This is a genomic window from Nocardia goodfellowii, assembly GCF_017875645.1.
Classification (GTDB): Bacteria; Actinomycetota; Actinomycetes; order Mycobacteriales; family Mycobacteriaceae; genus Nocardia; species Nocardia goodfellowii.
In genome coordinates this window covers 7,438,971-7,464,053 of record NZ_JAGGMR010000001.1, presented here as the reverse complement: position 1 = coordinate 7,464,053, position 25,083 = coordinate 7,438,971, and the positions used below count along the sequence as shown (strand labels likewise).

The window sequence follows — 25,083 nt, the reverse complement described above, 5'->3', positions numbered from 1 at the left end:
CCAGCGACCGATCGGTCGGCTTGGGGATTCGGGCAGGTCAGCGCGGTGGGTGCGGCTGGTATGCAACAGGTATCAGTGCGGTGGCATTGCGGACAACCGGATGTCCGGTGGTTGGCAGGCGGGTCGCGGAGTGGTTGCGTGAGTGAGGTTCGAAGCACCTCGGCTCGGCGATCAGGTGGTTGCGATGGCGGTTGGTCTCGGTTTGAGCATCGGTACGGTCAACACGGTTTCCGCGCTGGCCGACGATCGAACGGCCAAAGCTCCGCCGGGTAGGCGCCGCACCGCCGAGCGCGCGCCCGCCGTCACCCGGCGCACCACCCTCACCTTCGACAGCACCGGCCTGGCCCGAGTCGGCATGATTCCCAAGCACGGGCGCGCGATCACCGAGTTCGCCGATCTCAGCCAGCGCACTGCCGCCTCCGCCCGGGTGGGGCACCGCGCGCTGTCGCCCGCGGATCTCGTTGCCACCGTGGCGGATTGCCTGATCGTCGAGGCGCGGCGCGATCCACGCGCGGTCGCGGCGGGCATCACACTGACCCATCCGGTCGGCTACACCGAGCATCAAGTGGGTGAACTGCGCGCGGCTTTGGACGCGATCGGCCTGGATCGCGTCGCGCTGGTCGCCGAACCGATCGCGGCCGCGGCCTGGTTGGAGGCCGAGCACGGCCCGCTCATGCCGGGGCTGGCGCTGATCTACGACCTGGGCGGGTCGGGTCTCGACGTCACATTGCTCCGGGTGGGTGCGGGCTGTCCGGAGAATCCGATCGTCGGGATGCCGGTGCGCTCGGCCGACTTCGGCGGCCGGGCCTTCGGCTCGCTCGTCGCCGCGCGAGCGGGCGCCAACGGCCGGGCCGCCCATCTATCCGAGGCGGTGCGCGGCGCGACCGCGGATGAATTGCGCGCCGATCACGTGCGCGCCTCGCTGGAATTGGTCTATCGCTGCCTGCGCGCGGCGGATGTGACGATGGCCGACGTGGACTGCGTGCTGGTCGTCGGGGGAGCGGCCAGACCCGACGAGGTCCCGCAGGTGCTCTCCGAGGAACTGGCCCGGCCGGTCGTCATCGCCCCCGATCCCGAGCGCACCATCGCCGATGGCGCCGCGATCCTCGCCCGCCGCACGGCCGCCGCGCGGGAAGATCCGTCGCAGGTTCGCAGGCGGACCGGCGCGCACCGCAGGGGTCCCGACTCCGAGGTGGTCCCCGCGTGGTTGCGGTCGACCCCGCGGTCCGGCCGGCGTTCCCGCCCGACCCGGGCGCTGCTGTTCTCCCGGCTTACCCGGCGCAGGCTGACCAGGGCCGCGACCGCCGTGGGTATGTCCGCGGGCGGTGTCGCCCTCGCCTTCGCCCTGCCCGCGGACGCCGTCATCGCGGGTTTGGGGGTGCACTGACCGGAAATCTCCCACCTGTCCTAAGAGCCTCAGGTTGACGTCACCGGCCATAGGTGTAACTATGGGAAACACGTAAATCGGTCCCATGAGGAAGGCAGTGACGACGATGTCCGCATCCGTGACCCCCGCCGTCGATCCAGATCTGGAGAAGGCGCAGGAATACGCCGCGAAACTGCTGTTGCTGTCCGAAGGTTCGGTCAACAAGCACTTCGACCCGTTCGAGGATATCGATTGGGACAACCCCGATTTCGCGGCCGACGCCGGCGAGGAACGCTGGATCCTGCCCAAGTCCGGTGACTCCCTCGGTCGCCATCCCTGGTATCAGGCGCTGCCGGACGAGGTGAAGATCGCCATCGGCAAGTACCGCCAGGCCAATGTGGCCAAGGTCGGCTTGCAATTCGAGTCCATCCTGATCAGCGGCATGGTGACGCACAGCTTCGGCCTACCCAACGGCGATCCCGAATTCCGCTACTGCTCCCACGAGATGATCGAGGAGCACAACCACACCCTGATGTTCCAGGAGATGGTGAACCGGATCGGCATCGACGTGCCCGGTATGGGCCCGCTGGTGCGCAAGTTCAAGTACATCGGCGCTCCCGTGGCCGCGCTGTTCCCGAACCTGTTCTTCATGGCCGTGCTGGCCGGTGAGGAGCCGATCGATCACATCCAGAAGGCGATCCTGCGTTCCGGCGAGGAAGTGCATCCGATCATGCGCGGCGTCATGGCGATCCATGTCGCCGAAGAGGCACGCCATATCTCCTTCGCGCACGAGTTCCTGAAGAACCACGTGCCCGAGACGAACGCGGCCAACCGGTTCGTGCTCTCGATCGCCATGCCGATCGTCATGTTCATCCTGGGCCGCTCGATCTACACCCCGCCGCGCTCGTTCTGGCGCGAGTTCGACATCCCGGATTACGTCCGCAAGGAACTGTTCTACGGGACCAAGGAAGCCAAGCAGGAGTTCAGCGACTTCTTCGGCGATGTGCGCACGCTGGCCAAGGACATCGGCCTGATGAACCCGCTCGCCAAGCGCGTCTGGAAGGCCCTCGGCATCGACGGTCACACCACCCGCTACCGCTCCGAGCCGCTGCGTTCGGTCAAGGCCGGCTGAGTTCATGCCGTACGTCGTCACCCAGAGCTGCTGCAGCGACGCGTCCTGCGTCTACGCCTGCCCGGTCAACTGCATCCATCCCACGCCCGACGAGCCGGATTTCCGGACGGCGGAGATGCTGTACGTCGACCCGAAGGCCTGCGTCGACTGCGGCGCGTGCGCTTCGGCCTGCCCGGTCGACGCGATCTCCTCGTCGAAGAAGCTGACCGACGCGCAGTTGCCGTTCATCGAGATCAACGCGGACTTCTATCGGGAGTCGCGCCCGCGGCCGCTGCTGGCCCGCCCGGTGCCCGCGCCCGAGATCCAGACCGACCACGAGCCCCTCCGGGTCGCCATCGTCGGTTCCGGTCCGTCGGCCATGTATGCCGCCGACGAGCTGCTGACCCAGCCCGACGTGTCGGTGTCGGTGTTCGATCGGTTGCCGGTGCCCTACGGCCTGGCCCGCCACGGCGTTGCCCCGGATCACGGCCGGACCCGGCAGGTGAGCGGGCTCTTCGACGTGATCTCCGAACAGCCCGGATTCACCTCGTACCTCAATGTCGAAGTGGGCAAGCATGTTTCGCACGAGGAACTGCTGGGGCACTTCCACGCGGTGATCTACGCGGTCGGCGCGTCGTCGGACCGTAAGCTGGGGATACCCGGAGAGGGCCTGCCGGGCAGTACCTCCGCCACCGACTTCGTGGCCTGGTACAACGGGCATCCCGACCACGCGGACGACAGCATCGACCTGTCGCAGCGGCGCGCGATCATCGTCGGCAACGGCAACGTGGCCCTCGATGTGGCCCGAATCCTGACCAGTGATCCGGAAGCGCTGGCGGGCACCGATATCGCGCCGTACGCGCTGCGGGCGTTGCGGGACAGCAAAGTCGAGGAAGTCGTCATCCTCGGTCGTCGCGGTCCGGCCGAATCCGCTTTCACCGTCCCGGAATTCGTCGGTCTGCTGGGTTCGGAGGTCGACATCGCGATCGAGGGAGCACTGCCGGAACTCGGCGGAGAACTGCCCTTCCACGTGACGCAGAAGCTCAAGTTGCTGCACGGGGTGGCCGCGCGCCCGTCGGGCAAACGCAAGCGAATCGTGTTCCGGTACTTGGCTTCTCCCACCGAGATTCTCGGTTCCGAACGCGTGACCGGTGTGCGCGTGAGCCGCAACGAACTCGTCGCGGACGCCGACGGAGTGCTTCGCGCGGTGGCCACCGGCGAGACCGAGAAACTCGAGGCGGGTCTGGTGCTCGCCTCCGTGGGCTACCGCGGTGTCCCGCTGCCGGGTCTGCCTTTCGACGAGCGCGCCAACGTGATTCCGAATCTGGATGGCCGGGTGCTGGAGCAGCCCGGTGGCGCGGTGTTCCCCGGCGCCTATGTCACCGGCTGGATCAAGCGTGGCCCGACCGGCTTCATCGGCACCAACAAATCCTGCGCACAGCAGACGGTGCAGCAGCTGGCCGATGATTTCAACGCCGGACGCCTGCGCCGGCCCGAAGGCAGCGCGATGGAATTCGATCGCCTCGTTCGGGCGCGTCAACCCGCCGTCCAGGCGACCGGCACGGTGCAACGTCGAAATCCGTTGCGGCGCTTGCTCGCTCGCGCCTGAGCAGTACCGTCGTCCCGGCATGCTGAGTCCATGCCGGGACGACTTATTTCCGGGTACGACGGTCAGCGTGCGGTGAAGCCACCGTCGATCGACAATGCCGCGCCCGTGACGAAGCTGGCTTCGTCGCTGAGCAGGTAGGCGCAGAACGACGCGATCTCCTCCGGCCGGCTGATCCGGCCCATCGGGTGCATGGCCGCCACAGCGGCTTCGCCCTCCGGCGTCGCCCCCATCGAGGCGCGGAACGCCGGAGTATCGATCGCACCCGAGGCGATCGCGTTGACCCGCACGCCCTGCTCGGCGGTCTCCAGCGCGACCGCGCGGGTCAGACCCACGACGCCGTGCTTGGCGGCGACATACGGTGCCACCGAACCCATGCCGACCACACCCAGATTCGAAGCGTTGTTCAGGATGGCGCCGCCGCCGGAACCGAGGATCGCCGGAACCTGGTGCCGCATACCGAAGAACACGCTGGTCAGGTTGAGTTCCAGGTCGGCGCGCCAGTCCTGTTCCGCGACGCCGCCCGCCTCGGCCGCCGAGACGGGGCCATAGGCCAGCACGGCGCCCGCGTTGTTGAACGCCGCGTCCAGGCGGCCGTATTCGGTGAGCGCCGCCTGCGTGAGGCGAGCCACGTCCGCCTCGACGGTCACATCGGTGGGGACGAACAGCGCCCGGCCGCCCCCGGCGCGGATATCGGCTGCCACCCGCTCGCCGGCGTCCTTGCCCCGCGCACCCAGGACCACCGCCGCTCCTTCGGCCGCCACCCGGATGGCCAGGGCCTTCCCGACGCCCGAGCTGGCGCCGGTGATGAGCACGACCTTGTTCGCGAACCGTGTCGACATTGTCGATATCCCTTCTGTTGCTTGCGAATCCAGCTCGGTTGAGCTCGTCGCCGAAGTCAGTCAATCGCAGTGGCCGTACTGAAGCTGGCGGAAATCAGTCCTCGCGTTTGACGCGTCATGCATTGGGTGCGGCCTCCCCGCTGGACCCCGTTGGATGGAGCGGCAATACCTTGGTTACCGACTAGTCGGTGTGTGATGCCCGGCTTGTCCAGGTGCCGACCGGGGCCGCGTTTCAAGCCGACCGGCCGTATTGTTTTGGGTCGCTGGATGATTGCGGAATCCAGGGCGGTACGGGTGAATCCCTATCTGTACAGGGGGCTGGACTGTTTTTCGACAGCCGATCTACCTGGACGTATGGTTCAGAACGGTCGGAACCCAAACGTTTCATATCAATTCGAATTCGAAAACGACGCCTTACCAGTTAACCTGTGGGAGCTGTTTGGAAGACGACCGCGGCCACATGGTTCGACTGTGTGCTGGACGTGGTCACGGTGCGTTGACGGGATAGCGAAATGACTACAGTGCTGGGTTTGAGCATCGGTTCAGTGAACTCCGTATCCGCCATGGTGACCGGTGGGCGTCCGCGCCCATCGGTGCGCACCCGGCGCACGGCGGTGACCTTCGACGGGGTGGGCGTCGCCCAGGTCGGTGGTGCGCCCCAATTCAGCACGGCTATCAGCGATTTCGCGGATCTTGCCCGCGATCCGGAATCGGTGGTCGTCGGCGGCCGGCTGTTCTCGCCCGCGAATATGGTCGCGGCGGTGGTCGACGGGCTGGTGGCCGGTACGGAGGAGCCCATCGCGGGGGCCGTCTCCACCTATCCCGCAATCTACTCGGACAAACAGGTGCGCCTATTACGCCAGGCATTAGACCTCGCGGGTGCCCGCGACGTGATGCTGGTGCCCGAGCCTGTCGCAGCCGCGGAGTGGCTGGAAACCGAGTACGGGCCGTTCGAGCCGGGCTTCGTCCTGGTCTACGACCTCGGCGGCAACAGTCTCGATGTGGCTGTCGTCCGGGTCGGGCCGGATTGGGACAACCATCCGATCATCGGAAAGCCGTTGCGCTCCTACGAATTCGGCGGTCGACCGCTCGGAGCGCGGATCGCCCGCTGCGCCCGTGGCAGTACCCCGGACGGGCTGGTGTCGTCGATGTCGATCAGCGATGTCGACGCGTTACGGACGGCGCATATCCGCAAGTCCTTCGATCTCGTGCGGCAGTGTGTGCGCGGCAGTGGGCGCACGCTGTCCGACATCGATCGGATCCTGGTGGTGGGCGGCGCCGCCCGGCCGCGAGAGGTCGCGCGGACCCTGGCCGAACTGGGCCGACCGGTGGTGGTGTCGGCCGATCCCGGGCAAGTTGTCGCCGCCGGCGCCGCGCAGTTCGCCGTGCGGATCTTCGCGCCCACCGAGGGCCCGCAGCATCCACCCCGGGTTGCCGTATTCTCCAGCGCCGCAGTCGCTTCCGCGTTGGCCCTGTCGGCGGCCACGGTGTTCGGGGGCGGCGTCGATCCGGACCTGTCGCCCTTGCTGGAGCACTTTCCGAACCTCGGGCCGTCCAGCGACGTCCTACTGTACGAGCCCAGCGGCGATGTGATGCTCGACCTGAGTCTCGCGGCAGGCGTACCCCGTCGAGCGGTCGAGGCGACCCTGGTCGGCTACGCCAGCGGACTCCCTGCCGGGTCGGCCGTCACCCAGGCGGGTCCGCAAGCGGAGAGACCCCAGGGCCCCACCATGTCCGAATCGACCCGCTCGAGGGTTGAACGGCAGCAGGACTGTTGTGGCACAGCGCGTTCCACGGGCACGCTGTACGCGAACCCCGCCAGATTCACCAATCCGCTCCCCTTCGGGCGTTCCAAGCCCGTGCCTGTCGCGCCGGCCCCGAACCCCGCGCCGGCCCCGAACCCGGCTCCGGGCCCTGCGGTCCCACCGGCCGCCAACCCGATCCCCAGCGTCAGCTTGCCCGCGGATCAAGCAGCCAGTTCCTCTGCGGTGCCAGCGGTTTCGCTGCCGTCCGCACCCACAACAGACACCGGCGCGTCCATCCCGAGCGCAGGCACGGGTGCCAGTACGCCGAGCGCTGGCACGGGAGCGAGTACCCCGAGCGCTGGCACAGGTGCGAGTACCCCGAGCGCTGGCACAGGGGCAAGTACCCCGAGCGCAGGCACCGGAGCCAGTACCCCCTCCTCCGGCGGAACCGGCGCCTCGAACGGAACGTCCTCCAGCGGAACGTCTTCCGGCGACACCTCCGGCGGTGGCGCGAACTCCGGCGGCACCAACTCCGACTCGTCCTCGGGCATGGGCACTTCCACCGGAACCTCATCGAACGGAACTTCCTCCTCGGGCACCTCGACGAGCGACACCTCTTCCGGCACCTCCTCCAGCGGCACGTCCTCCTCGGGCACGTCCAGCAACGGAACGTCGTCGGGTACCTCCTCTTCCGGCGATTCATTTAGCGGAACTTCGTCCTCCGGCGATTCGGGCGGCTCCGGCGGCGGAGACGGCTACGACAAGTAGCGCTTGTTCGTCGGCGTGGAATCCGGATGGATGACGCCGTGGCATGCGCCGATGCACAATGGGCTGGTGGTAGCTCTAGGGGGTGGTCCGCAGCTGGTTGCGCTGGATGTGGACGGCACATTGCTGGAAACCGGGTCGGCGATCAGTGAGCGGGTGGTCGATGCCGTGCGCGCGGCGGTGATCGCGGGTGTGCACGTGGTCGTGACGACGGGCCGCACGCTGTTGACCACCCGGCCGGTGCTGACCGAACTCGGCCTGGTCGACGGGCACGCCCTGTGCTCCAACGGCGCTGTGCACATCGATGTGGCAAGGGCCGAGCCGGTGGCGGTGCAGACCTTCGATCCCGGGCCGGCGGTGCGGGCCTTGCGCGCGCTGTTCCCCGAGATGATCTTCGCCGTGGAGAAAGTCGGCATCGGGACCTGGGCCACCGGTTCGAGTCCGGGCGAATTCTCCATCGGTGAATATCTGCTCGTCGATCACGGTGCACTCAGCAGCGAGCCGACTCCGCGCCTGAACGGCTGGTGGCCGACGGGTACGCAGGAGGAGATGCTGCGACTGCTGCGGAAGTTGCACGTGCCCGACGCCAGCTGGGTGCACGGGGAATTCGGCCCGTGGTTGACGGTGTCGCGCCGGGGTGTCACGAAAGGCTGGGCGCTGGAACGGCTTCGGTCCGCGCTGGGTATTCCGCACCACCGCACCCTGGCCATCGGCGACGGCCATAACGATCGGGAAATGCTGGCCTGGGCGGGGTACTCGGTCGCGATGGGCAATGCCGTGGACGAGATCCGCGACCTCGCCGACGAAGTCACCGATGACGTCGCCGGCGATGGGGTCGCGAAAGTGCTCGAGCGCTGGTTCCGGGTCTAGAACCCGCCGGTCTTCGCCAGCACTTCCAGGTAGTGCGGGTTGGTCATGATGGTCAGGAGATTGCCGAACGGGTCGATCACCGAGGCGGTGACGAACCCCGAGTCCGCGTTGCCGCGCGGGGTGATCGGCTCGTATTCCTTGGCGCCCAGCGCGAGCAGGCGCTCGAAGGTGGCTTCGAGGTCGTCGACGTGCCAGTGCGCGACTCCGCCCGCGCCCGGTTCGTTGCGCGCCCCGGCCGGTGCGTAGGCGCGGTTGATGATGCCGAGTTCGTGCTGGTAGTCGCCGATACGGAACTCGTAGTAGCCGTTGGGCACGTGGAAGTACGGCTGGACGCCGAGAAATTCGGCGTACCAGTCCTTCGCGGCTTCCAGGTCGTCGGCGAAGTAGGTGGTGGTGGCCATTCCGCGCAGCATGTCTGTCTCCTTGGCGAGTGTTTCGATCAGGTTGTATAACAAGGATCGCGCTCAAAGTGCGCACCGAATGAGCACTTTTAGAGAGAGAATTTTCCTATGCGAGCGGACCGTTTGGTGGCGACCCTGTTGTTGATGCAGACCCGGGGCCGGGTGACGGCCGCGGAGATCGCCGCCGAATTGGAAGTCTCGGTCGCCACCGCGCGGCGCGACCTCGAGGCGCTGTCCGCCGCCGGTGTGCCCGTGTACCCGCAGCCGGGCCGCGGCGGCGGCTGGCAACTGGTCGGCGGCGCCCGCACCGACCTGAGCGGTCTGAACGCTCCCGAGGCCCGGGCGCTGTTCTTGCTGGCGGGCTCGTCGACCGGCGGGGAGCCCGAGGTGAAGTCCGCCCTGCGCAAGCTGGTGCGCGCCCTGCCGCCCACGTTCCGGGCCGAGGCGCAGGCGGCCGCCGACGCGGTGGTGATCGATCCGGCCCGCTGGGGTCAGCGGGACAAGACCCGCCCGGGCACGGTGACGCTGCTACAACGTGCGGTGGTCGAAAGACGCAGAGTTCGAATGGATTACGAACGCGCGGGCAAACGTTCGCGGCGTCTGGTCGATCCCTGGGGTCTGGTCGACAAGGACGCTGTCTGGTACCTCGTCGCGGGTACGGAAAAGGGCAAACGAACCTTCCGGGTGGACCGCATCCTCGATGCCGAACTGACCGACGAGCCCGCCGACCGCCCCGCGGATTTCGATCTGACCGCCGCCTGGGACGACGTGGTGGGGGAGATGGAACAGCGCCGCGCGGCGGTGTCGGCCACCGCGCTCATCTCCGCCCAACTCCTGCCGGTGCTACGCGATCAGCAGGGCAGGCACTGCGAAGTGGACGGTCCGGTACCCGACGGCCGCGTTCAGGTTCGGGTTACCGCGCCCACCCCGAACATGGTGGCCCGGCAACTCGCCGGATGGGGCTCGGACGTCGAAGTGCTGGGCCCACCCTCGGTCCGCGCCGAACTGGCTGCCCTCGGCAGTGCGCTCGTGCGGCAGTATGGTGCGGCACTTCCACAGTGACGTGCGGCACACGCTGGGGCTGTGCCCGGGCGGGTTCCCCGGGCACAGCCCCGACTCCGTTCCGGTGACCCTGCACGATCGCCGAAACGGCCTGGCCCGCAACCCGGTCGGGAATCCCGGCGGCGGGGCAGGGGCTGCGTGGTCTTAGTGTGTCGCGTTCTTCGCCGGTATCCGCTCGCTCAGCGCGCGCACCATCTCGGTGGCGACGACCGCGTGCCCGCTGGTGCTGAAGTGAATCAGGTCGGCGCTCATCAGGTCTTCGCGCAACCGCAGCGGATGTTCCCAGAATTCCACCAGCAGCACGTCATAGCGCGCCGCGATGTCCCGGAGAATCTCGTTCAGCTGCGCCATCCGTTCGCGCATGGGACGCATCGGCGCCAAGCGCTCCACCTCCCACACGTCCGAGACGGTGAAAGTGGTTACCTGCGCGCCTGTTTCGGCCAGCGCGGCGAACAGGGTCTCGAGATTGGCGCGTAGCTCCGTGCTGCTCCCGCCGGGCAGGAACAGATCATTGCCGCCGCAGGTCAGATGGACCAAATCGGGGCGGAAGTCCACAACGCGCTGCAGTTGCTCGGCCAGGACCTGTCCGCTGGTCGCGCCGATCCTGCCGGTATTCAGGTACGCCAGACTCGGATTCACCGCGGTGAGCACGGCGGCCAGGCGATCGGCCCACCCTTTCGGCTCGTAGCCGGGGCTCGGGTCACCGACGCCCTGGGCGATCGAATCGCCGAGGACCGCGAAGCGTTGCCACGGTGCGCCGGCCAGCAGCCGGCGGGCTTCCCCGGCGGAGAGCACCAGCGGATCGTCGGCCTCGGTGCGAATTATGTTCGGCATCAGTATGTTTCCTTACTGGAGGGGACAGGGGCGGCTATCGGGTCGGTGCTCGGAATGGCCAGCACGGCAACCGCCAGCACGGTGATGCCCGCGCAGACGGCGAACAGGGTGTGGAACGCGGTGAGCGGCTGGTCGGGGTTGGCGGCGAAGATCGCCGCCAGCAGCGCCACGCCGAGCGCGCCACCGACCTGCCGCGCGGTCAGGTTCATGCCGACACCGGCCGCGAATTGTTGTGGCGGAAGGGAACTGGCGGACGCCGTGCCCAGCACCGTGACCACGATCCCGAGCCCACCGCCGCCGAGGATGCCCGCCGGAATCCAGGCCGACCACAGTGCGGGCTCCGAGCCGAACATGCCGGTGCTCATCCAGGCCACCGAAGCCGTGAACAGTACCGCGCCGAGAACCCCGGCCCACCGTCGTGCGCCCGCCGTGGTGAGCCGGCCCACGAGCGTCGCGGTGATCATCGCCGCCACCGCGCCGACGGTCATCGCGCCCGCCGAAGCCAGCACTGAATAGCCCCAGATCGCGTCCAGGAACAGCGGGCCCGCCAGCAGCCAGGCGAACATCGCCGCGCCGAACACGAAGGATCCCGCGTTGGCCAGCGCGTAGGGACGGCTGCGCCACAGATCGACCGCGATCGCCGGATTGTGGTGTCCGCGTGCGCGAATCAGCGCGAAGAGCAACAGCAGCACGCCGGCGATCAGGCAGCCGAGGGTGACCGGATCGGTCCAACCCCAGCGTTGGCCCTCGGTCACCCCGGCGACCAGTCCGCCGAGCCCGATCGCCACCGCGGCGGTGCCGAGCGGATCCGGCAACGCGCTGCCCGGAGTTCTGCTGTCGGGCACCGAGGTTCGCAGTACGGCGACGATAAGCGCCAGGGCCACGGGCACATTGATGACGAAGACCGCCCGCCAGCTGAATGCCTCGACCAGGCCGCCGCCGAGCGCCGGACCGACCACGGCGGCGAAACCGCCCGCGGCGGACCACGCGCCGATCGCGGCGCCGATCTTCTCGCGTGGCGTGACGCTCAGGACCAGACCGAGCGCGGCGGGCACCATGAGCGCGGCCGTCACGCCTTGCAGCAGGCGCCCGGCGATCAGCCAGCCCGCGGTCGGCGCCAGCCCGCACAGCAGCGAGGTGAGGGCGAACCCGGCGAGGGCGAGCAAGAACATCCGCCGCCGGCCCAGCGTGTCGGCGAATCGGCCCGCGGGCGTGAGGAACGCGGCGAACGCGACCGCGTAGCCACTGACCACCCAGGTGAGCGTGGTGGCGGCGGTGTCCGGGTAAGTGCGGGCGATGGCGGGGAAGGCGATATTGACGACGGAAAGGTCGAGAAAGGCGATGAAGGCGGCGCCGCAGGCGATCAAGAGGGTGATTCCGGCGGCTTTCGCGGTCGGCGGACTGCCGGGCCGCGCGGACACTTCGGTCATGAGGAGGTCCTTCGAGGAGGTTGCGAACAAAACGCACGATCGTTCGTCCAATAAAAGTACGACCGACCGTTCGTCTTGGCAAGGCTTCGGTGCGAGAATGGTGGACATGCCCGACCTCACCAGCGCCGTAGCACCCGCGAGCTCCGATCAGCGACTGGCCAAAGGCGCGCGATCCAGAGCCTCGATCGCCCGCCATGCCGCCGATGTGGCCTCTGTGGAGGGTTTGAACGGGGTGTCCATCGGCCGGCTCGCCACCGACCTCGGCATCAGCAAGAGCGGTATCGCCACCCTGTTCGGCAGCAAGGAAGCACTGCAACTGGCGGCCGTCAAGGCGGGCCGCGAGGTGTTCATCGCCCAGATCATCACCCCGAGCCTGGCGGAGCCGCGCGGCCTGCCCCGCGTGCGAGCCCTCGTCGACCGCTGGTTCGCCCACGTCACCGAGCCGGTCTTCCCCGGCGGCTGCTTCCGCACCGCCGCCCTCACCGAATTCGACAGCAAACCCGGCCCGGTCCGCGACGCCCTCGCCGCCGACCACGACGCCTGGCTGACCTTCCTGGCCAAGGAGATTCGCAAAGCCCAGGACCAGGACGCACTCACGGGCCTGGATTCCGAAGCCCTCGCCTTCGAACTGGATGCCGTCGTCAGCGCCGCCAACATCGCCCGCCAGCTCGGCGAGGACGCCAAGGTCGCGATGGCGCGAGCCATCGTCGATCGCCTGCTGGCGAATTGATCCGCAGTGCCATGATCGGCGGGTCCTGGGGCACGCTCTCCGAACTGGCCCTTGCCCGCCGTCGCGGCGACGTCCCGGTTGTCTCGCTCGGCGGCTGGCGCGTCACCGACGCCGCCGGCAATCCCATCGATGCCGCGAGCAGTCGCGTGGGGTCGCCCGTGGATGCCGCGAATTCTGGGCTTATGAGCAGTAGATCGCGCCGCGGCGTGCCAGTCTTGGCTGGACGATCCCGCGTCGAGTAAGTCCGGTGCTCATGACTATTCCGCGGGCATCGCCACGGGGCGGTACGTCGGCCCCGCCGACGACCGGTTGCATGTCGTGCTCGAAGAAGAGATTGACGGCGAGACGTCAGGCCGAGAGGGCGAGGGTGGTGATGCGGGCGGCGTCGTAGCGATCCCAGATGATGTCGGCAAGTGCGCGGTGGGGACCGATCACGTTGGCGTGCATCAGTTCTGGGGCGGTGCCGACCAGACGATCGGTGAGCAGGCCGGGGGCGAGGAACCAGGGAGCTACCAGAACCTGCTCGGCGCCACGGTCGCGAAGGCGGGTAATCGCCTGGTTCACCGTAGGTTCGGTGGTGGCGAAGCAGATCTCGGTGTGCCAGCCGGTCAGTAACGCGAGCCGCCGGGCGACATCGGCGGTGTGGGCGTTGGCGGCGGCGGATGACGAGCCGACGGCGGCTACCGCGACGCCGAGTCGGCGGCCGAGTGTGCGGGGCCGGGCACCCGGCACGGCGTCCAGCACGCGGTCGCGCAGAGCGCCGATCAGCCGCGGATCCGGACCGAGGACATCGGCTTGGGTGAGCCGCAATTGCGGGTGGCGTGCCCGCGCCGTATCCAGCAGTTCGGGTAGATCCACCCGGGCATGGAAGGCGCTGCCCAGCAAGAGCGGCACCACCACGGCATGCGTATGCCCCTGTGCCGCAATGCCGTCCACGACCTGCTCCACTGCGGGCGCGCTGAGGTCGAGGAAGGCCAGGCGGACGTCGAGATCCGGCCGGGCGGCGGCGGTCTCGGCGACCACCGCCGCCATGGTGGCCGCCGAGCGCGGATCGCGGCTGCCGTGGGCAACCGCGATCAACGGAACCGCGGCCGCCGGGGCGGGTGCGCGCCGCGCGGGCGGGGTACCGAACATCAGGCCGGCGCGCCGACCTCGACGGCGGTCAGCACGTCACCGACCAGACCCGCGGCGAGGGTGTTGCCGCCGGCGGGATCGATGAGCAGGAAGCTGCCGGTGCGCCGGTTGGCGCGGTAGTCGTCGGCCGCGATCGGCTCGGCGACGCGCACCGAGATGCGCCCGATCTCGTTGAGCTCCAGGGATTCCGGAGTCGGCACCGCGGTCAGATTCTGCTCGTCGAAGCGCTCCACCAGTGCGCCGACGATGGCCTGGGTGGTACGGGTGCCGTGCTTGAGCAGCAGCCGGGCGCCGGGGCGCAGCGGCTTGTCACCGAGCCAGCAGACGGTGGCGTCGAACGTCTCGAGCGGTTCCGGCGCGTCGGCGACCGAGGCGATGATGTCACCGCGCGAGATATCGACCTCGTCGGCCAGGATCAGGGTGACGCTGCGACCGGTCTGCGCGATCGCGAGTTCACCGTCCGGGGTGTCGATGCGCTCGACGGTGGTACGAATCCCGCTGGGCAGCACCACGATCTCGTCGCCGGGTGAGACCGAACCGGCCGCGATCTGGCCCGCGTAGCCCCGGTAGTCGGGGTAGTCGGCGGTGCGCGGACGGATCACGTACTGCACCGGGAAACGCAGCCCGAGGGTGGTGCTGTCGGCATCGACCGGCACCGATTCCAGGTGCTCGATCAGCGACGGGCCCGAGTAGTACGGGGTGTTGTCCGAGCGGGAAGCGATGTTGTCGCCGTGCAGGGCCGACACCGGAATCTCCAGCACATCCTCCGGCGACCAGCCGAGTGTCTTTGTCAGCGTGTTGAATTCGGCGGAGATCTCGGCGAACACCGTCTCCGGATCATCGACCAGGTCGATCTTGTTGACCGCCAGCACCAGCTTGGGCACACCCAGCAGCGCCAAGACCGCCGCGTGGCGGCGGGTCTGCTCGATGACACCCTTGCGGGCATCCACGAGCAAGATCACCAGCTGCGCGGTGGACGCGCCGGACACGGTGTTGCGGGTGTACTGCACGTGGCCCGGCGTATCCGCGAGCACGAAAGACCGCTTCGGCGTGGCGAAGTAGCGGTAGGCGACATCGATGGTGATGCCCTGCTCCCGCTCCGCCCGCAGGCCGTCGACGAGCAGCGAAAGATCCGGTGTGGCAAGGCCTTTGTCGACCGAAGCCCTGGTGACCGCGTCGATCTGGTCCGCCAGCACCGATTTGGTGTCGTAGAGCAACCGCCCGACCAGCGTTGACTTGCCGTCGTCGACAGACCCGGCGGTGGCCAGTCTCAATAGGTCGGCCATCAGAAGTAGCCCTCTCTCTTACGGTCTTCCATGGCGGCCTCGGACACCCGGTCGTCACCACGGGTCGCGCCACGTTCGGTCAAGCGGGACGCCGCGACCTCGGCGAGGATCGCCGCGTTGTCGGCGGCGTCGGACAGGATGGCGCCGGTGGACGAGCCGTCGCCGACGGTGCGGTAGCGCACCGAAAGGGTTTGCAGCGCTTCGCCTTCGGCCGGACCGCCCCACACGCCCGGCGTCATCCACATGCCGTCGCGCTGGTACACCGGCCGCTGATGCGCGTAGTAGATGCTGGCCAGGTCGATGTCCTCGCGGGCGATGTAGCGCCAAATGTCGAGTTCGGTCCAGTTCGACAGCGGGAACACCCGGACATGCTCGCCCGGAGCGTGCTTGCCGTTGTACAGGTTCCACAGCTCGGGCCGCTGCCGCTTCGGGTCCCACTGCCCGAAGGCGTTGCGCAGCGAGAAGATTCGCTCTTTGGCGCGCGAGCGCTCCTCGTCGCGGCGCCCGCCGCCGAACACCGCGTCGAAGCGATGCTCGGTGATGGCGTCCAGCAGCGGAACGGTCTGCAGCGGGTTGCGGATGCCGTCGGGGCGTTCGGTCAGACGACCGTCGGCGAGGTAGTCCTCGACCTTCGCGACATGCAGTCGCAGGCCGTACTTTTCGACGATCTTGTCGCGGAATTCCAGCACCTCGGGCAGATTGTGCCCGGTATCGACGTGCAGCAGCGCGAACGGCAGCGGCGCGGGCCAGAATGCCTTCAACGCCAGGTGCAGCAGCACGGTGGAGTCCTTGCCGCCGGAGAACAGGATCACCGGCCGCTCGAACTCTCCTGCCACCTCACGGAAGATGTGGATGGACTCCGACTCCAACGCGGCGAGCGTGTCGAATTCGCTGATACCCAAGGCTCGTGCACTGATGGTTTCGGTCATGATTGATGCAACCCGCATTCGGTCTTGGCGAGGCCGGCCCAGCGGCCGCTTCGCGGATCGGATCCCGGCTCCGGCTTCCGTGTGCACGGAGCGCAGCCGATGGACGGATATCCCTCTTCCACCAGGGGATTGACGAGAATGCCGTGGGTGTTGATGTAGTCCTGCATCTCGTCGTCGGACCACGGCGCGATCGGGTTGATCTTCACCAGGCCGAAAGCTTCGTCGTAGGAGATCAGTGGGGCGTTGGCCCGTGTGGGAGCCTCCACCCGCCGGATCCCGGTCACCCAGGCGTTGTAGCCGCTCAACGACTTCTTCAGCGGCACCACCTTGCGCAAGCGGCAGCATTCCGCGGCATCCCGGGCGAACAGATCCTTGCCGAGCAACTGATCCTGTTCGGCCACACTGTGTTCCGGGCGGACGTTGACCACGTTCACCCCGTACACGGCCTCCACCGCGTCCCGGGTGCCGATGGTCTCGGCGAAGTGATAGCCGGTGTCCAGGAACAGCACGTCCACCCCGGAACGGATTTCCGCGGCCAGGTGCACCAGCACGCCGTCCTGCATGTTCGAGGCGACGATGTAGTTGCCGCCGAACGTTTTATCGGTCCACTCCAGCAGCTGCACCGCCGAGGCATCCGGGCCCAGCTCGGCCGCGCCCTGTTCGGCGATGGCACGCAGCTCGTCCTCGGACAGCTTCTCCACGAGTTTCGTTGTCATAGTTGATCTCCCGTCGACCGAATCACCGAAGGTCAGCCTCATCGGCGCGCACGGCCCACTGCGCGAACCGCTCTCCGTTTTCGCGGTGCTTGAGGAAGTTGCGCACCACCCGCTCGATGTAGTCACCGAGCTCCTCGCTGGTCACCTTGTGCTGGCGCAATTTGCGGCCGAAGGCGCTGTCGAGGCCGAGGCTGCCACCCAGGTGAACCTGGAAGCCCTCCACCTGATTCCCGTCGCCGTCGTCCACCAGCTGACCCTTGAAGCCGATGTCGGCGATCTGGGACCGGCCGCAGGAATTAGGGCAGCCGTTGATGTTCACGGTGATCGGTACATCGAGGTCGGCGTTGATGTCCGCGAGCCGCTGCTCCAACTCGGGGGCGAGCACCTGGGAGCGCTTACGCGTCTCCACGAACGACAGCTTGCAGAACTCAATCCCACTGCAGGCCAGCAGGTTCCGCCGCCAGTGCGACGGCCGCGCCTGCAGACCCAGCGGCTGCAGTTCGTCGATCAGCTGCTCCACCTTGTCGTCGGCGACATCGAGGACGATGAGCTTCTGGTACGGCGTGAAGCGGATCCGGTCGGAGCCGACCCGGGCCACCGCGTCGGCTACCTGCTGCAGGATGGTGCCCGAAACGCGTCCGGCGATGGGGGAGAAGCCGACCGCGTTCAGGCCGTTGCGCAGCTTCTGCACGCCGATGTGATCGATAGGCCGGGAAGGCTTTTCGGGCGCGGGCCCGTCGATCAGCTTGCGCTTCAGGTACTCCGTCTCCAGGACCTCGCGGAACTTCTCGATGCCCCAGTCCTTGACCAGGAACTTGATCCGCGCCTTGGTGCGCAGCCGCCGGTAGCCGTAGTCGCGGTAGAGCGCGACGATCGCCTCCCAGACATCCGGCACCTCGTCCAGCGGCACCCACGCGCCGAGGCGCTGGGCCAGCATCGGGTTGGTGGACAGGCCGCCGCCGACCCACACGTCGAGGCCGGGACCGTGCTCGGGGTGCTCGACGCCGATGAAGGCGACGTCGTTGATCTCGTGCACCACGTCCTGCTGACCGGAGATGGCGGTCTTGAACTTGCGCGGCAGGTTCGAGTACCGCTTGTCGCCGATGAAGCGCTCGACGATCTCGTTGATGGCCGGCGTCGGATCGAGCACCTCGTCGAACGACTCACCGGCGAGCGGGGAGCCGAGCACCACGCGCGGGCAGTCGCCGCACGCCTCGGTGGTGTGCAGGCCGACCTCTTCGAGCCGTCGCCAGATCTCCGGCACGTTCTCGATCTCGATCCAGTGGTACTGGACGTTCTCGCGGTCGGACAGATCGGCGGTGTCCCGGCCGAACTCCGTGGAGATCTCACCGAGGGTCCGCAGCTGCCGCACATTGAGCGCGCCGCCGTCGCAGCGCACCCGCATCATGAAGTAGGGCGCCTCGAGCAGGTCGATGTTCTCGTCGCCGGTGAAGGTGCCGTCATAGCCCTGCTCACGCTGGGTGTAGAGACCCCACCAGCGCATCCGGCCCCGCAGATCGGCCTTGTCGATCGACTCGAAGCCCTGCTTCGAGTAGATGTTCTCGATGCGCGCGCGCACGTTGAGCGGGTTGTCGTCCTTCTTGGACTGCTCGTTGGCGTTCAGCGGCTCGCGGTATCCGAGCGCCCACTGGCCCTCGGACTTGCGGCGCACCGGTTTGCCGGTGCGCTCACGCCGGGCGACGGGCTTGGGCTGATCGCTGGGACCGGCGTCGGTAGTCGACGTCATGGGGGTCACTCCTGCTGGGGTGGGGATACATCGGCTGGAGGGTGCGAGGGGCTGACTCGCGCCCGCGGTAGCAGCGGACCGATGCGAATTTCGAAGAGAGTCGGGGAGACCCGGGAATGCGCGCCGCTGAACTACCGGAGTGAACCGGGCAGACAGCAGGCGCTGCAGACGCGCTTGAAGTCGACGTGGCGTCGTGCCACCAGTCGTACTCCAGATCCGCGCATGGGGACTATTGTGCCACGTCAAATGGGTCGTTCCGACCGCTGCTCGATATTTCCCCCGAATTCGCGGGAAATCCCCAGCTTGCCCGGGGGTCGATGTGACAACCGTCATAGATCGCGCCGAGGGTTGACCTTGAGCGACCTCGAGGTTGGAAGCTCGGCCCATGAGCACCGATCAGACCTACGCCCCAGCCGAGGCCGAAGCCGAACTCGCCGCGATCCGGGAGGTCATCGCCGCGGTCGACCACGCCCAGCGCAACGAGCTCGTCGACGAGTTCATCGCGTTGTTCCGTGAGGACGCGATCTGGACCACCGGCCACGGTAAACGGCTCTTCGGACGCGCCGCCATCGCCGAATTCACCGCCCAGGTCCTGCCCGGCGCCACCAAGGACGGCGGCCACGCGACCTACGACTTCGAATACGCGATGTTCATTCGCCCCGATGTCGCCGCGGTCAAGATCCACCAGCGTTACTTCGACGCCGACGGCGGCCTGATCGGCGAGGGCGCTCCGCTCTACGTCATGGCCAAGGAAAACGGCCGGTGGCTGCTCACCGCCAACCAGAACACCCCCATCGTCACGGGCTGAGTGGTCCCGGCCGGCGTGAACTGGAACACCCAGGTGGGTGCGGGCGGCGCGGGCGCGGGCGGTCACACTGGTGGGGTGAGTTCTTCCGCCCCCACGGGAACCGAAGCGACCGCGCCCGTGCTGCACGACTTCGGGGGCGGACCCTTCGGCATCTACATCCATGTGCCGTTCTGCGCGACCCGCTGCGGCTACTGCGACTTCAACACCTACACCGCCGGTGAGCTGGGCACTTCGGCCTCACCGCAATCCTGGCTGGCGGCGCTGCGCGGTGAACTCGCCACGGCCGCCGCGGCCTTCGACGCACTGCCGTCCGGAACACCGGAGGTCGCCACGATCTTCGTCGGCGGCGGCACCCCGTCACTGCTCGGCGGCGGCGGTCTCGCAAACGTCATGGACGCGGTGCGCGCGGAGTTCGCCCTGGCCCCCGGCGCGGAGGTCACCACCGAGTCGAATCCGGAATCGACCGCGCCGGAATTTTTCGAACAGTTGCTCGCGGGCGGGTTCACCAGGGTGTCGCTGGGCATGCAGTCCGCGGCCCAGCACGTCCTGAAGGTGCTCGACCGCACGCACACTCCGGGTCGCGCCGTCGCCGCCGCCAAGGAGGCGCGCGCGGCGGGATTCGAGCACGTCAACCTGGATCTCATCTACGGCACCCCGGGTGAACGCGATGCCGACCTGGACGCGAGTCTGGACGCGGTGCTGGACGCCGGTGTCGACCACGTCTCCGCCTATTCGCTGATCGTGGAGGACGGCACCGCCCTGGCCCGCAAGGTCCGCCGCGGCGACCTGCCCGCCCCCGACGACGACGTCCTCGCCGCGCGCTACGAACGCATCGATGCCCGTCTCGGCGCGGCCGGTCTCACCTGGTACGAGGTGTCCAACTGGGCCGCGAACGATTCCGCCCGCTGCCGGCACAACCTCGGCTACTGGGACGGCGGCGACTGGCTCGGCGCGGGCCCCGGCGCGCACAGCCATGTCGGCGGTGTCCGCTGGTGGAACGTCAAACACCCCGCCCGCTACGCCGACCGCGTCGCCGGCGGCGGCCTGCCCGCCGCCGGGTGGGAAGCCCTCTCCGCGGAGGAGCGCTACACCGAGCGCGTCATGCTGACCGTCCGCCTGCGGACCGGCCTCCCGTTGACGGATCTGAACCCCGCCGGGCTCGCCGCCGCCGACCGCGTCATCGCGGACGGCCTCGCCGTACTCGAGCACGGCAGGCTCGTCCTCACTCCCCGTGGCCGCCTCCTCGCCGACGGAGTAGTCCGCGACTTGCTGACCTGAGTCCGCACGCCGGTACTCGACCCGATGCCGACCCGCTCCGCCTGTAGTCGGCGGGCTCCCGTGGCCAGCCCGGTGGCCCGCCAGCCTGGTGGCACGGGTGCCTTGTGCCGCGGGGCATCCAGGGACGCGGTGCGCCCGGCCCGCTCGCGCGTGTCGGCCACCGTTGCACCGTTGCCGCTCGAACGACGGCAAGGATCTCCGCCGCATCGTGTCCGCTCGCTGCTGGTGAATTGCTCGGCGCGCGTGCGTTTTCCGGCGTCGCTCTCGACCCGCCCCGCTGTGTGATCTCACAACCGCCCGACGCCCATGTTTGCGCGGTCTTGCCTGATAGGCCCCGGTTCTACTATCGCCGTAGCGCGCATACGCGTAGGCTCCCTTTCAACCCCAAGGAGTCCTATGCCCCAGGCACGACACATCACGCTGGTCCACGAGGCGAACGAATTCGCCGACGCGCGGGCCGCCGAGAAGCTCGAAACCGCCCGCCAGAACGCCGTCGCGGCGCGCACGGTGGCCAGTCATTCCCAGAACGCCGACGACTGCCAGTCCTTGCTGGCCATGCTCGGTCTGGACGCCCTCGCGGGCAAGCACGCCAAGAGCCTCGAGCCCCGTTAGCGCGCGCTCGCGCCGGTAGAACGCTGTAAATGCTCGTGTGCCGCCCATTCTTGGGCGGCACACGAGTCATTAGACTGGACAACGAGCCGCCGGGCCCGGCGCACGGCGCACGAGTCAGGTCGATCGCGCTCACGACGCCGGCCTGCGATGAGAAGACCAGCGAGGAGGTGGGGCGATGTCGAGCACCGAGGACAGGCGCTTCGAAGTCCTGCGGGCCATCGTCGCGGACTATGTCTCGACGAAGGAGCCCATCGGGTCGAAAACCCTGGTGGAACGGCACAATCTGGGTGTTTCCAGCGCGACCGTGCGCAATGACATGGCGGTGCTGGAGGCCGAGGGATACATCACTCAGCCGCACACCAGCTCCGGCCGGATCCCGACCGACAAGGGCTACCGCCAGTTCGTCGACCGGATCTCCGAGGTCAAGCCGCTCTCCGGCGCCGAACGCCGCGCCATCATGGAATTCCTGGAGTCCGGCGTCGATCTCGATGACGTGCTGCGTCGCGGTGTCCGGCTGCTGGCCCAGCTGACCAGGCAGGTCGCCGTCGTCCAGTACCCGACGGTATCCGCGTCGACGGTCCGGCACATCGAGGTCGTCGCCTTGAACCCGGCGCGGCTGCTGCTCGTGGTGATCACCGACACCGGCCGCGTCGATCAGCGCCTGGTCGAACTCGGCGAGCTCGTCGACGACGAAGATCTGGCCGCGCTGCGTGGCCTGCTCGGCAACGCGATGGACGGCAAACGCCTCGCGATTGCTTCCGCGGCCGTGGCCGAACTGCCCGAGACCGCCCCGCCGAAGTTGCGCGATGTGCTGATCCGGGTGTCGACCGTGCTGGTGGAGACCCTGGTGGAACATCCCGAGGAACGGCTGGTCCTGGGCGGCACCGCCAATCTCACCCGCAACGCCGCCGACTTCGGGCTGCCCGGTTCGCTGCGGCAGGTCCTCGAAGCGCTGGAGGAGCAGGTGGTCGTGCTCAAGCTGCTGGCCGCTACCCAGCAGCCGGGCACCGTGACCGTGCGGATCGGCGAGGAGACGCAGGTCGAGCAGATGCGCACCACCTCGGTGGTGTCCACCGCCTACGGCACCTCCGGGGCCGTGCTGGGCGGCATGGGCGTGCTCGGGCCGACCCGGATGGACTATCCCGGCACCATCGCCTCGGTCGCCGCGGTCGCCCGCTACATCGGCGAAGTCCTCGCCGAACGCTGACCGATAGCGCCGGGCGGGCCGCTGCTACCCTCGGTGGACGCTGCACTTGCCGCAGCCGCTTCCACCTTCGAACCCGCGGCCGGATAAAGTTGAGCGCATCCGACTAATGTCCGGTGGCATCGGCGTTCGGTTGGAGCGGGACAGGCACAGGATGAGCCACGCATCCGGCTGATCGGCCGGACTGTGGAGAGCAACCAAGGACTAGAGACTCAAGTGGCACGGGATTACTACGGACTGCTCGGCGTCGCGAAGAACGCGACCGACCAGGAGATCAAACGCGCCTACCGCAAGCTGGCACGTGAACTGCATCCCGACGTCAACCCCGACGAAACGGCGCAGGCCAGGTTCAAAGAGGTCTCGACAGCCTATGAGGTGCTGTCGGATCCGGAGAAGCGCCGCATCGTCGACCTGGGTGGGGATCCGCTGGAATCCGGCGGCGGCGGTGGCGGCTTCGCGGGCGCCGGCTTCGGCGGGCTCGGCGATGTCTTCGAGGCGTTCTTCGGCGGCATGAACGCCTCCGGCGGATCGCGCAAACCGCGCGGCCGGGTGCAGCCGGGCGCCGACTCGCTCATCCGGACCAGGCTCAGCCTGGCCGAATGCGCCGTCGGCGTGACCAAGCACCTGACCGTCGATACCGCGATCCTGTGTGACGTCTGCACCGGTTCCGGCACCAACGGCAACTCCAAGCCGGTGCGCTGCGAAACCTGTGGCGGCGCGGGCGAAGTCCAGTCGGTGCAGCGGTCGTTCCTCGGCCAGGTGCTGACTTCGCGTCCGTGCCCGACCTGCCGCGGCGCCGGTGAGACCATCCCCGATCCCTGCCACAAGTGTGGCGGCGACGGCCGGGTGCGCGCGCGCCGCGAGATCGCCGCGCCGATCCCCGCCGGTGTCGCCAACGGCATGCGGGTACGTCTGGCCGCGCAGGGCGAGGTCGGCCCGGGTGGCGGCCACGCGGGCGACCTCTACGTCGAGGTCGTCGAGCAGCCGCACGACGTGTTCGTCCGCGACGGCGACGATCTGCACTGCACCGTGCGTGTGCCGATGGTCGACGCGGCGCTGGGCACCACGGTCGTCATCGACACCATCCTCGACGGCCCGGTCGAATTGACCATCGCCGCGGGCACCCAGCCCGGCGAGGTGTCGGTGCTGCGCGGCCACGGCATGCCGCGTCTGCGGTCCGGTACGCGCGGTGACCTGATGGCGCACCTGGACATCGTGGTGCCGACCAAACTCGACGGCAAGCAGACCGATCTGCTGCGCAAGTACAAGGGCATGCGGGAGCGGGATCGCGCCGAGGTGATGTCGGCGCAGTCCGAGCACAACAGCGGCTTGTTCGCCCGGCTGCGCGCGTCGTTCAGCGGACGCTGAGGCCTTGGCCGCCACCGTCTTCTATCTGGACGACATCCCGGAGCCGGGCGCGATCGCGGTGCTCGACGGCCCGGAAGGCCGGCACGCGGCGACCGTGCGCCGGATCCGGGCCGGTGAGCCGATCACCCTGTCCGATGGGCGGGGTCTGGTCGCCGAATCGGAAGTGGTCGCGGCGCAGAAGGATCGGCTGGATCTGAAGGTGCTGACGCGGCGGGTGGCCGAGCCCGCGTCGCCGCGGGTGACCGTCGTCCAGGCGCTGCCGAAGTCCGAACGCTCCGAGCTGGCGGTCGAGTTGATGACCGAGGCCGGGGCGGACGCGATCGTCCCGTGGCAGGCGGTCCGGTGCGTCAGCAGGTGGGAAGGCAAGGCCGCCAAGGCTGTCGAGAAGTGGCGGGCCGCGGCCCGGTCGGCCGCGCGGCAATCACGCCGCCCCTATATTCCCGAAGTCGCCGACCTGCACCGCACCCGCGATCTGGTGGACCTGGTGCGTCAGGCGACGGCCGACGGCGCGACAGTGGCCGCGCTGCACGAATCCGGTGCCGGTCGCTTCAGCGAGTTGCCGTTCGACGGAGTGCCGGAGGTGATTCTGATCGTCGGACCCGAAGGGGGCCTGGACGATTCAGAATTGGCGGCGCTGACCGAGGCGGGCGCCCAGGCGGTTCTGCTCGGCCCTACCGTGCTGCGCACGTCGACCGCCGCGGCCGTCGCGCTGGGCGCGCTGGGCGCACTCACCCCGCGCTGGTGACCCGCCTGCCGGCATTGGAAGTTCTCACAGAATTACGCGGCAGCGAACTCCTCGCGGGCGCTCAGCGCCGCTCGGGATGAGGCGTCGGCTGCCCGGCTCCCTGCTGATCCACCCCGTAGGCCTGGCCGATCAGAGCGTGCACGTTCTCCTTCGGCACCTCGTAGGACGCACCGCAGAACGTGCACTCCAGGAAGTGCCTGGTCTTCAGCGGGATGAGCGGGATGAAGAACAGCGTGAACATCGTGACCGCCTTGCGCAGCGCGTGCGCGGACGGGTTATGGCAATTGGCGCACACCAGCGTGAGCATCGCCAGCTGGTGAATTTTTCGCGTCCAACCCCAGATAAGCATGGAAAACCCCCGTGAATTCGATCCTGATGCGGTCACCCTACTGGCTGTCGTCCGGCCCTGCCATTCGGTTTCGGACCGCCGCTGTTCCGTGCTTGCCCCGGAGGGTTGCGCCGCGGAGGGCGGGGAATACTGCGGGGAGATTGCG

The 25,083-nt window shown here is 68.3% G+C and carries 24 protein-coding genes; 13 read left to right on the top strand and 11 right to left on the bottom strand.

What is annotated here, in order from left to right:
• The first annotated feature begins 184 nt into the window (after positions 1-184).
• The 3 genes from BJ987_RS34610 to BJ987_RS34600 all read left to right on the top strand — a co-directional run bounded on the left by BJ987_RS34610 (position 185) and on the right by BJ987_RS34600 (position 4,086).
• Positions 185-1,387, top strand: a complete 1,203-nt coding sequence (locus tag BJ987_RS34610; protein WP_209897240.1) for an Hsp70 family protein — start codon at positions 185-187, stop codon at positions 1,385-1,387.
• A gap of 106 nt (positions 1,388-1,493) precedes the next feature.
• Entirely contained in the window at positions 1,494-2,498 is a 1,005-nt protein-coding gene (locus tag BJ987_RS34605; RefSeq protein ID WP_245366267.1) for an AurF N-oxygenase family protein, read from the top strand.
• A 4-nt stretch (positions 2,499-2,502) separates the two neighbouring features.
• A complete protein-coding gene (locus tag BJ987_RS34600) occupies positions 2,503-4,086 on the top strand; it encodes an FAD-dependent oxidoreductase (RefSeq protein WP_209897238.1) in 1,584 nt (527 codons plus the stop codon).
• A 62-nt stretch (positions 4,087-4,148) separates the two neighbouring features.
• Here BJ987_RS34600 and BJ987_RS34595 read toward each other — a convergent pair whose 3' ends face one another.
• Positions 4,149-4,925, bottom strand: coding sequence for an SDR family NAD(P)-dependent oxidoreductase (locus BJ987_RS34595; RefSeq protein ID WP_209897237.1), 777 nt, complete (start codon positions 4,923-4,925; stop codon positions 4,149-4,151).
• Between the two features lie 545 nt (positions 4,926-5,470).
• Here BJ987_RS34595 and BJ987_RS34590 point away from each other — a divergent pair.
• Positions 5,471-7,438 (top strand): Hsp70 family protein, encoded by a 1,968-nt coding sequence (locus BJ987_RS34590; protein ID WP_209897236.1) that lies wholly within the window; start codon positions 5,471-5,473, stop codon positions 7,436-7,438.
• A gap of 66 nt (positions 7,439-7,504) precedes the next feature.
• A complete protein-coding gene (locus BJ987_RS34585) occupies positions 7,505-8,305 on the top strand; it encodes an HAD family hydrolase (protein WP_307869845.1) in 801 nt (266 codons plus the stop codon).
• On the opposite strand, the gene BJ987_RS34580 is transcribed toward BJ987_RS34585, so the two are convergent.
• On the bottom strand, positions 8,302-8,718 hold the full coding sequence (locus tag BJ987_RS34580) for a VOC family protein (protein WP_209897235.1): 417 nt from the start codon (positions 8,716-8,718) through the stop codon (positions 8,302-8,304). The two genes, BJ987_RS34585 and BJ987_RS34580, sit on opposite strands and share 4 nt — an antisense overlap.
• A 96-nt stretch (positions 8,719-8,814) precedes the next feature.
• Between BJ987_RS34580 and BJ987_RS34575 the strand changes: the two genes are divergently transcribed.
• A complete protein-coding gene (locus BJ987_RS34575) occupies positions 8,815-9,768 on the top strand; it encodes a helix-turn-helix transcriptional regulator (protein WP_209897234.1) in 954 nt (317 codons plus the stop codon).
• 144 nt (positions 9,769-9,912) lie between these two features.
• Here the strand turns inward: BJ987_RS34575 and BJ987_RS34570 are convergent, their stop codons facing one another.
• Positions 9,913-10,602: an SGNH/GDSL hydrolase family protein gene (locus tag BJ987_RS34570; protein WP_209897233.1), complete on the bottom strand. Its 690-nt coding sequence runs from the start codon at positions 10,600-10,602 to the stop codon at positions 9,913-9,915.
• Positions 10,602-12,032, bottom strand: coding sequence for an MFS transporter (locus BJ987_RS34565; protein ID WP_209897232.1), 1,431 nt, complete (start codon positions 12,030-12,032; stop codon positions 10,602-10,604). The genes BJ987_RS34570 and BJ987_RS34565 overlap by 1 nt, the downstream gene beginning before the upstream one ends.
• 106 nt (positions 12,033-12,138) lie before the next feature.
• Between BJ987_RS34565 and BJ987_RS34560 the strand changes: the two genes are divergently transcribed.
• Positions 12,139-12,762: a TetR/AcrR family transcriptional regulator gene (locus BJ987_RS34560; protein ID WP_209897231.1), complete on the top strand. Its 624-nt coding sequence runs from the start codon at positions 12,139-12,141 to the stop codon at positions 12,760-12,762.
• 348 nt (positions 12,763-13,110) lie between these two features.
• Here the strand turns inward: BJ987_RS34560 and BJ987_RS34555 are convergent, their stop codons facing one another.
• The 6 genes from BJ987_RS34555 to BJ987_RS38315 all read right to left on the bottom strand — a co-directional run bounded on the left by BJ987_RS34555 (position 13,111) and on the right by BJ987_RS38315 (position 18,798).
• Complete coding sequence (locus BJ987_RS34555) at positions 13,111-13,896, bottom strand: sirohydrochlorin chelatase (protein WP_209897230.1); 786 nt, start codon at positions 13,894-13,896, stop codon at positions 13,111-13,113.
• Entirely contained in the window at positions 13,896-15,182 is a 1,287-nt protein-coding gene (locus BJ987_RS34550) for a sulfate adenylyltransferase subunit 1 (protein ID WP_209897229.1), read from the bottom strand. The genes BJ987_RS34555 and BJ987_RS34550 overlap by 1 nt, the downstream gene beginning before the upstream one ends.
• Positions 15,182-16,111, bottom strand: coding sequence for a sulfate adenylyltransferase subunit CysD (gene cysD, locus BJ987_RS34545; protein WP_372446917.1), 930 nt, complete (start codon positions 16,109-16,111; stop codon positions 15,182-15,184). The genes BJ987_RS34550 and cysD overlap by 1 nt, the downstream gene beginning before the upstream one ends.
• On the bottom strand, positions 16,108-16,827 hold the full coding sequence (locus BJ987_RS34540; RefSeq protein ID WP_209897227.1) for a phosphoadenylyl-sulfate reductase: 720 nt from the start codon (positions 16,825-16,827) through the stop codon (positions 16,108-16,110). Before BJ987_RS34540 ends, cysD begins: the two co-directional genes overlap by 4 nt.
• 22 nt (positions 16,828-16,849) lie before the next feature.
• Entirely contained in the window at positions 16,850-18,574 is a 1,725-nt protein-coding gene (locus BJ987_RS34535) for a nitrite/sulfite reductase (RefSeq protein ID WP_245366266.1), read from the bottom strand.
• Between the two features lie 131 nt (positions 18,575-18,705).
• Entirely contained in the window at positions 18,706-18,798 is a 93-nt protein-coding gene (locus BJ987_RS38315; protein WP_364989628.1) for an Ms4527A family Cys-rich leader peptide, read from the bottom strand.
• 161 nt (positions 18,799-18,959) lie between these two features.
• Here BJ987_RS38315 and BJ987_RS34530 point away from each other — a divergent pair, with 161 nt between their 5' ends.
• The 6 genes from BJ987_RS34530 (at position 18,960) to BJ987_RS34505 (ending at position 24,589) form a co-directional block, all read left to right on the top strand.
• The gene (locus BJ987_RS34530) at positions 18,960-19,382 is read left to right on the top strand and encodes an SgcJ/EcaC family oxidoreductase (RefSeq protein WP_209897226.1); all 423 of its coding nucleotides are present in this window, start codon (positions 18,960-18,962) and stop codon (positions 19,380-19,382) included.
• 75 nt (positions 19,383-19,457) lie between these two features.
• Positions 19,458-20,660: a radical SAM family heme chaperone HemW gene (hemW, locus tag BJ987_RS34525; RefSeq protein WP_209897225.1), complete on the top strand. Its 1,203-nt coding sequence runs from the start codon at positions 19,458-19,460 to the stop codon at positions 20,658-20,660.
• A 396-nt stretch (positions 20,661-21,056) separates the two neighbouring features.
• Positions 21,057-21,272 carry a hypothetical protein gene (locus BJ987_RS34520; protein WP_209897224.1) on the top strand — a complete coding sequence of 72 codons (216 nt, stop codon included), beginning with the start codon at positions 21,057-21,059 and terminating at the stop codon, positions 21,270-21,272.
• 175 nt (positions 21,273-21,447) lie between these two features.
• Entirely contained in the window at positions 21,448-22,479 is a 1,032-nt protein-coding gene (hrcA, locus tag BJ987_RS34515; RefSeq protein WP_209897223.1) for a heat-inducible transcriptional repressor HrcA, read from the top strand.
• A 213-nt stretch (positions 22,480-22,692) separates the two neighbouring features.
• The gene (dnaJ, locus tag BJ987_RS34510) at positions 22,693-23,844 is read left to right on the top strand and encodes a molecular chaperone DnaJ (RefSeq protein WP_209897222.1); all 1,152 of its coding nucleotides are present in this window, start codon (positions 22,693-22,695) and stop codon (positions 23,842-23,844) included.
• Between the two features lie 4 nt (positions 23,845-23,848).
• Complete coding sequence (locus BJ987_RS34505; RefSeq protein WP_209897221.1) at positions 23,849-24,589, top strand: 16S rRNA (uracil(1498)-N(3))-methyltransferase; 741 nt, start codon at positions 23,849-23,851, stop codon at positions 24,587-24,589.
• Between the two features lie 61 nt (positions 24,590-24,650).
• Here the strand turns inward: BJ987_RS34505 and BJ987_RS34500 are convergent, their stop codons facing one another.
• Positions 24,651-24,938: a zinc-ribbon domain-containing protein gene (locus tag BJ987_RS34500; RefSeq protein ID WP_209897220.1), complete on the bottom strand. Its 288-nt coding sequence runs from the start codon at positions 24,936-24,938 to the stop codon at positions 24,651-24,653.
• Positions 24,939-25,083: the final 145 nt, after the last annotated feature.

Coding starts and splice junctions, on each gene's coding strand:
- BJ987_RS34595 (WP_209897237.1), bottom strand. CDS start 4,925: ATGTCGACACGGTTCGCGAACAAGGTCGTGCTCATCACCGGCGCCAGC.
- BJ987_RS34610 (WP_209897240.1), top strand. CDS start 185: ATGGCGGTTGGTCTCGGTTTGAGCATCGGTACGGTCAACACGGTTTCC.
- BJ987_RS34530 (WP_209897226.1), top strand. CDS start 18,960: ATGAGCACCGATCAGACCTACGCCCCAGCCGAGGCCGAAGCCGAACTC.
- BJ987_RS34560 (WP_209897231.1), top strand. CDS start 12,139: ATGCCCGACCTCACCAGCGCCGTAGCACCCGCGAGCTCCGATCAGCGA.
- BJ987_RS34540 (WP_209897227.1), bottom strand. CDS start 16,827: ATGACAACGAAACTCGTGGAGAAGCTGTCCGAGGACGAGCTGCGTGCC.
- BJ987_RS34535 (WP_245366266.1), bottom strand. CDS start 18,574: ATGACGTCGACTACCGACGCCGGTCCCAGCGATCAGCCCAAGCCCGTC.
- BJ987_RS34605 (WP_245366267.1), top strand. CDS start 1,494: ATGTCCGCATCCGTGACCCCCGCCGTCGATCCAGATCTGGAGAAGGCG.
- BJ987_RS34580 (WP_209897235.1), bottom strand. CDS start 8,718: ATGCTGCGCGGAATGGCCACCACCACCTACTTCGCCGACGACCTGGAA.
- BJ987_RS34520 (WP_209897224.1), top strand. CDS start 21,057: ATGCCCCAGGCACGACACATCACGCTGGTCCACGAGGCGAACGAATTC.
- BJ987_RS34555 (WP_209897230.1), bottom strand. CDS start 13,896: ATGTTCGGTACCCCGCCCGCGCGGCGCGCACCCGCCCCGGCGGCCGCG.
- BJ987_RS34550 (WP_209897229.1), bottom strand. CDS start 15,182: ATGGCCGACCTATTGAGACTGGCCACCGCCGGGTCTGTCGACGACGGC.
- BJ987_RS34565 (WP_209897232.1), bottom strand. CDS start 12,032: ATGACCGAAGTGTCCGCGCGGCCCGGCAGTCCGCCGACCGCGAAAGCC.
- BJ987_RS34575 (WP_209897234.1), top strand. CDS start 8,815: ATGCGAGCGGACCGTTTGGTGGCGACCCTGTTGTTGATGCAGACCCGG.
- hrcA (WP_209897223.1), top strand. CDS start 21,448: ATGTCGAGCACCGAGGACAGGCGCTTCGAAGTCCTGCGGGCCATCGTC.
- BJ987_RS38315 (WP_364989628.1), bottom strand. CDS start 18,798: ATGCGCGGATCTGGAGTACGACTGGTGGCACGACGCCACGTCGACTTC.
- BJ987_RS34500 (WP_209897220.1), bottom strand. CDS start 24,938: ATGCTTATCTGGGGTTGGACGCGAAAAATTCACCAGCTGGCGATGCTC.
- BJ987_RS34600 (WP_209897238.1), top strand. CDS start 2,503: ATGCCGTACGTCGTCACCCAGAGCTGCTGCAGCGACGCGTCCTGCGTC.
- BJ987_RS34570 (WP_209897233.1), bottom strand. CDS start 10,602: ATGCCGAACATAATTCGCACCGAGGCCGACGATCCGCTGGTGCTCTCC.
- cysD (WP_372446917.1), bottom strand. CDS start 16,111: ATGACCGAAACCATCAGTGCACGAGCCTTGGGTATCAGCGAATTCGAC.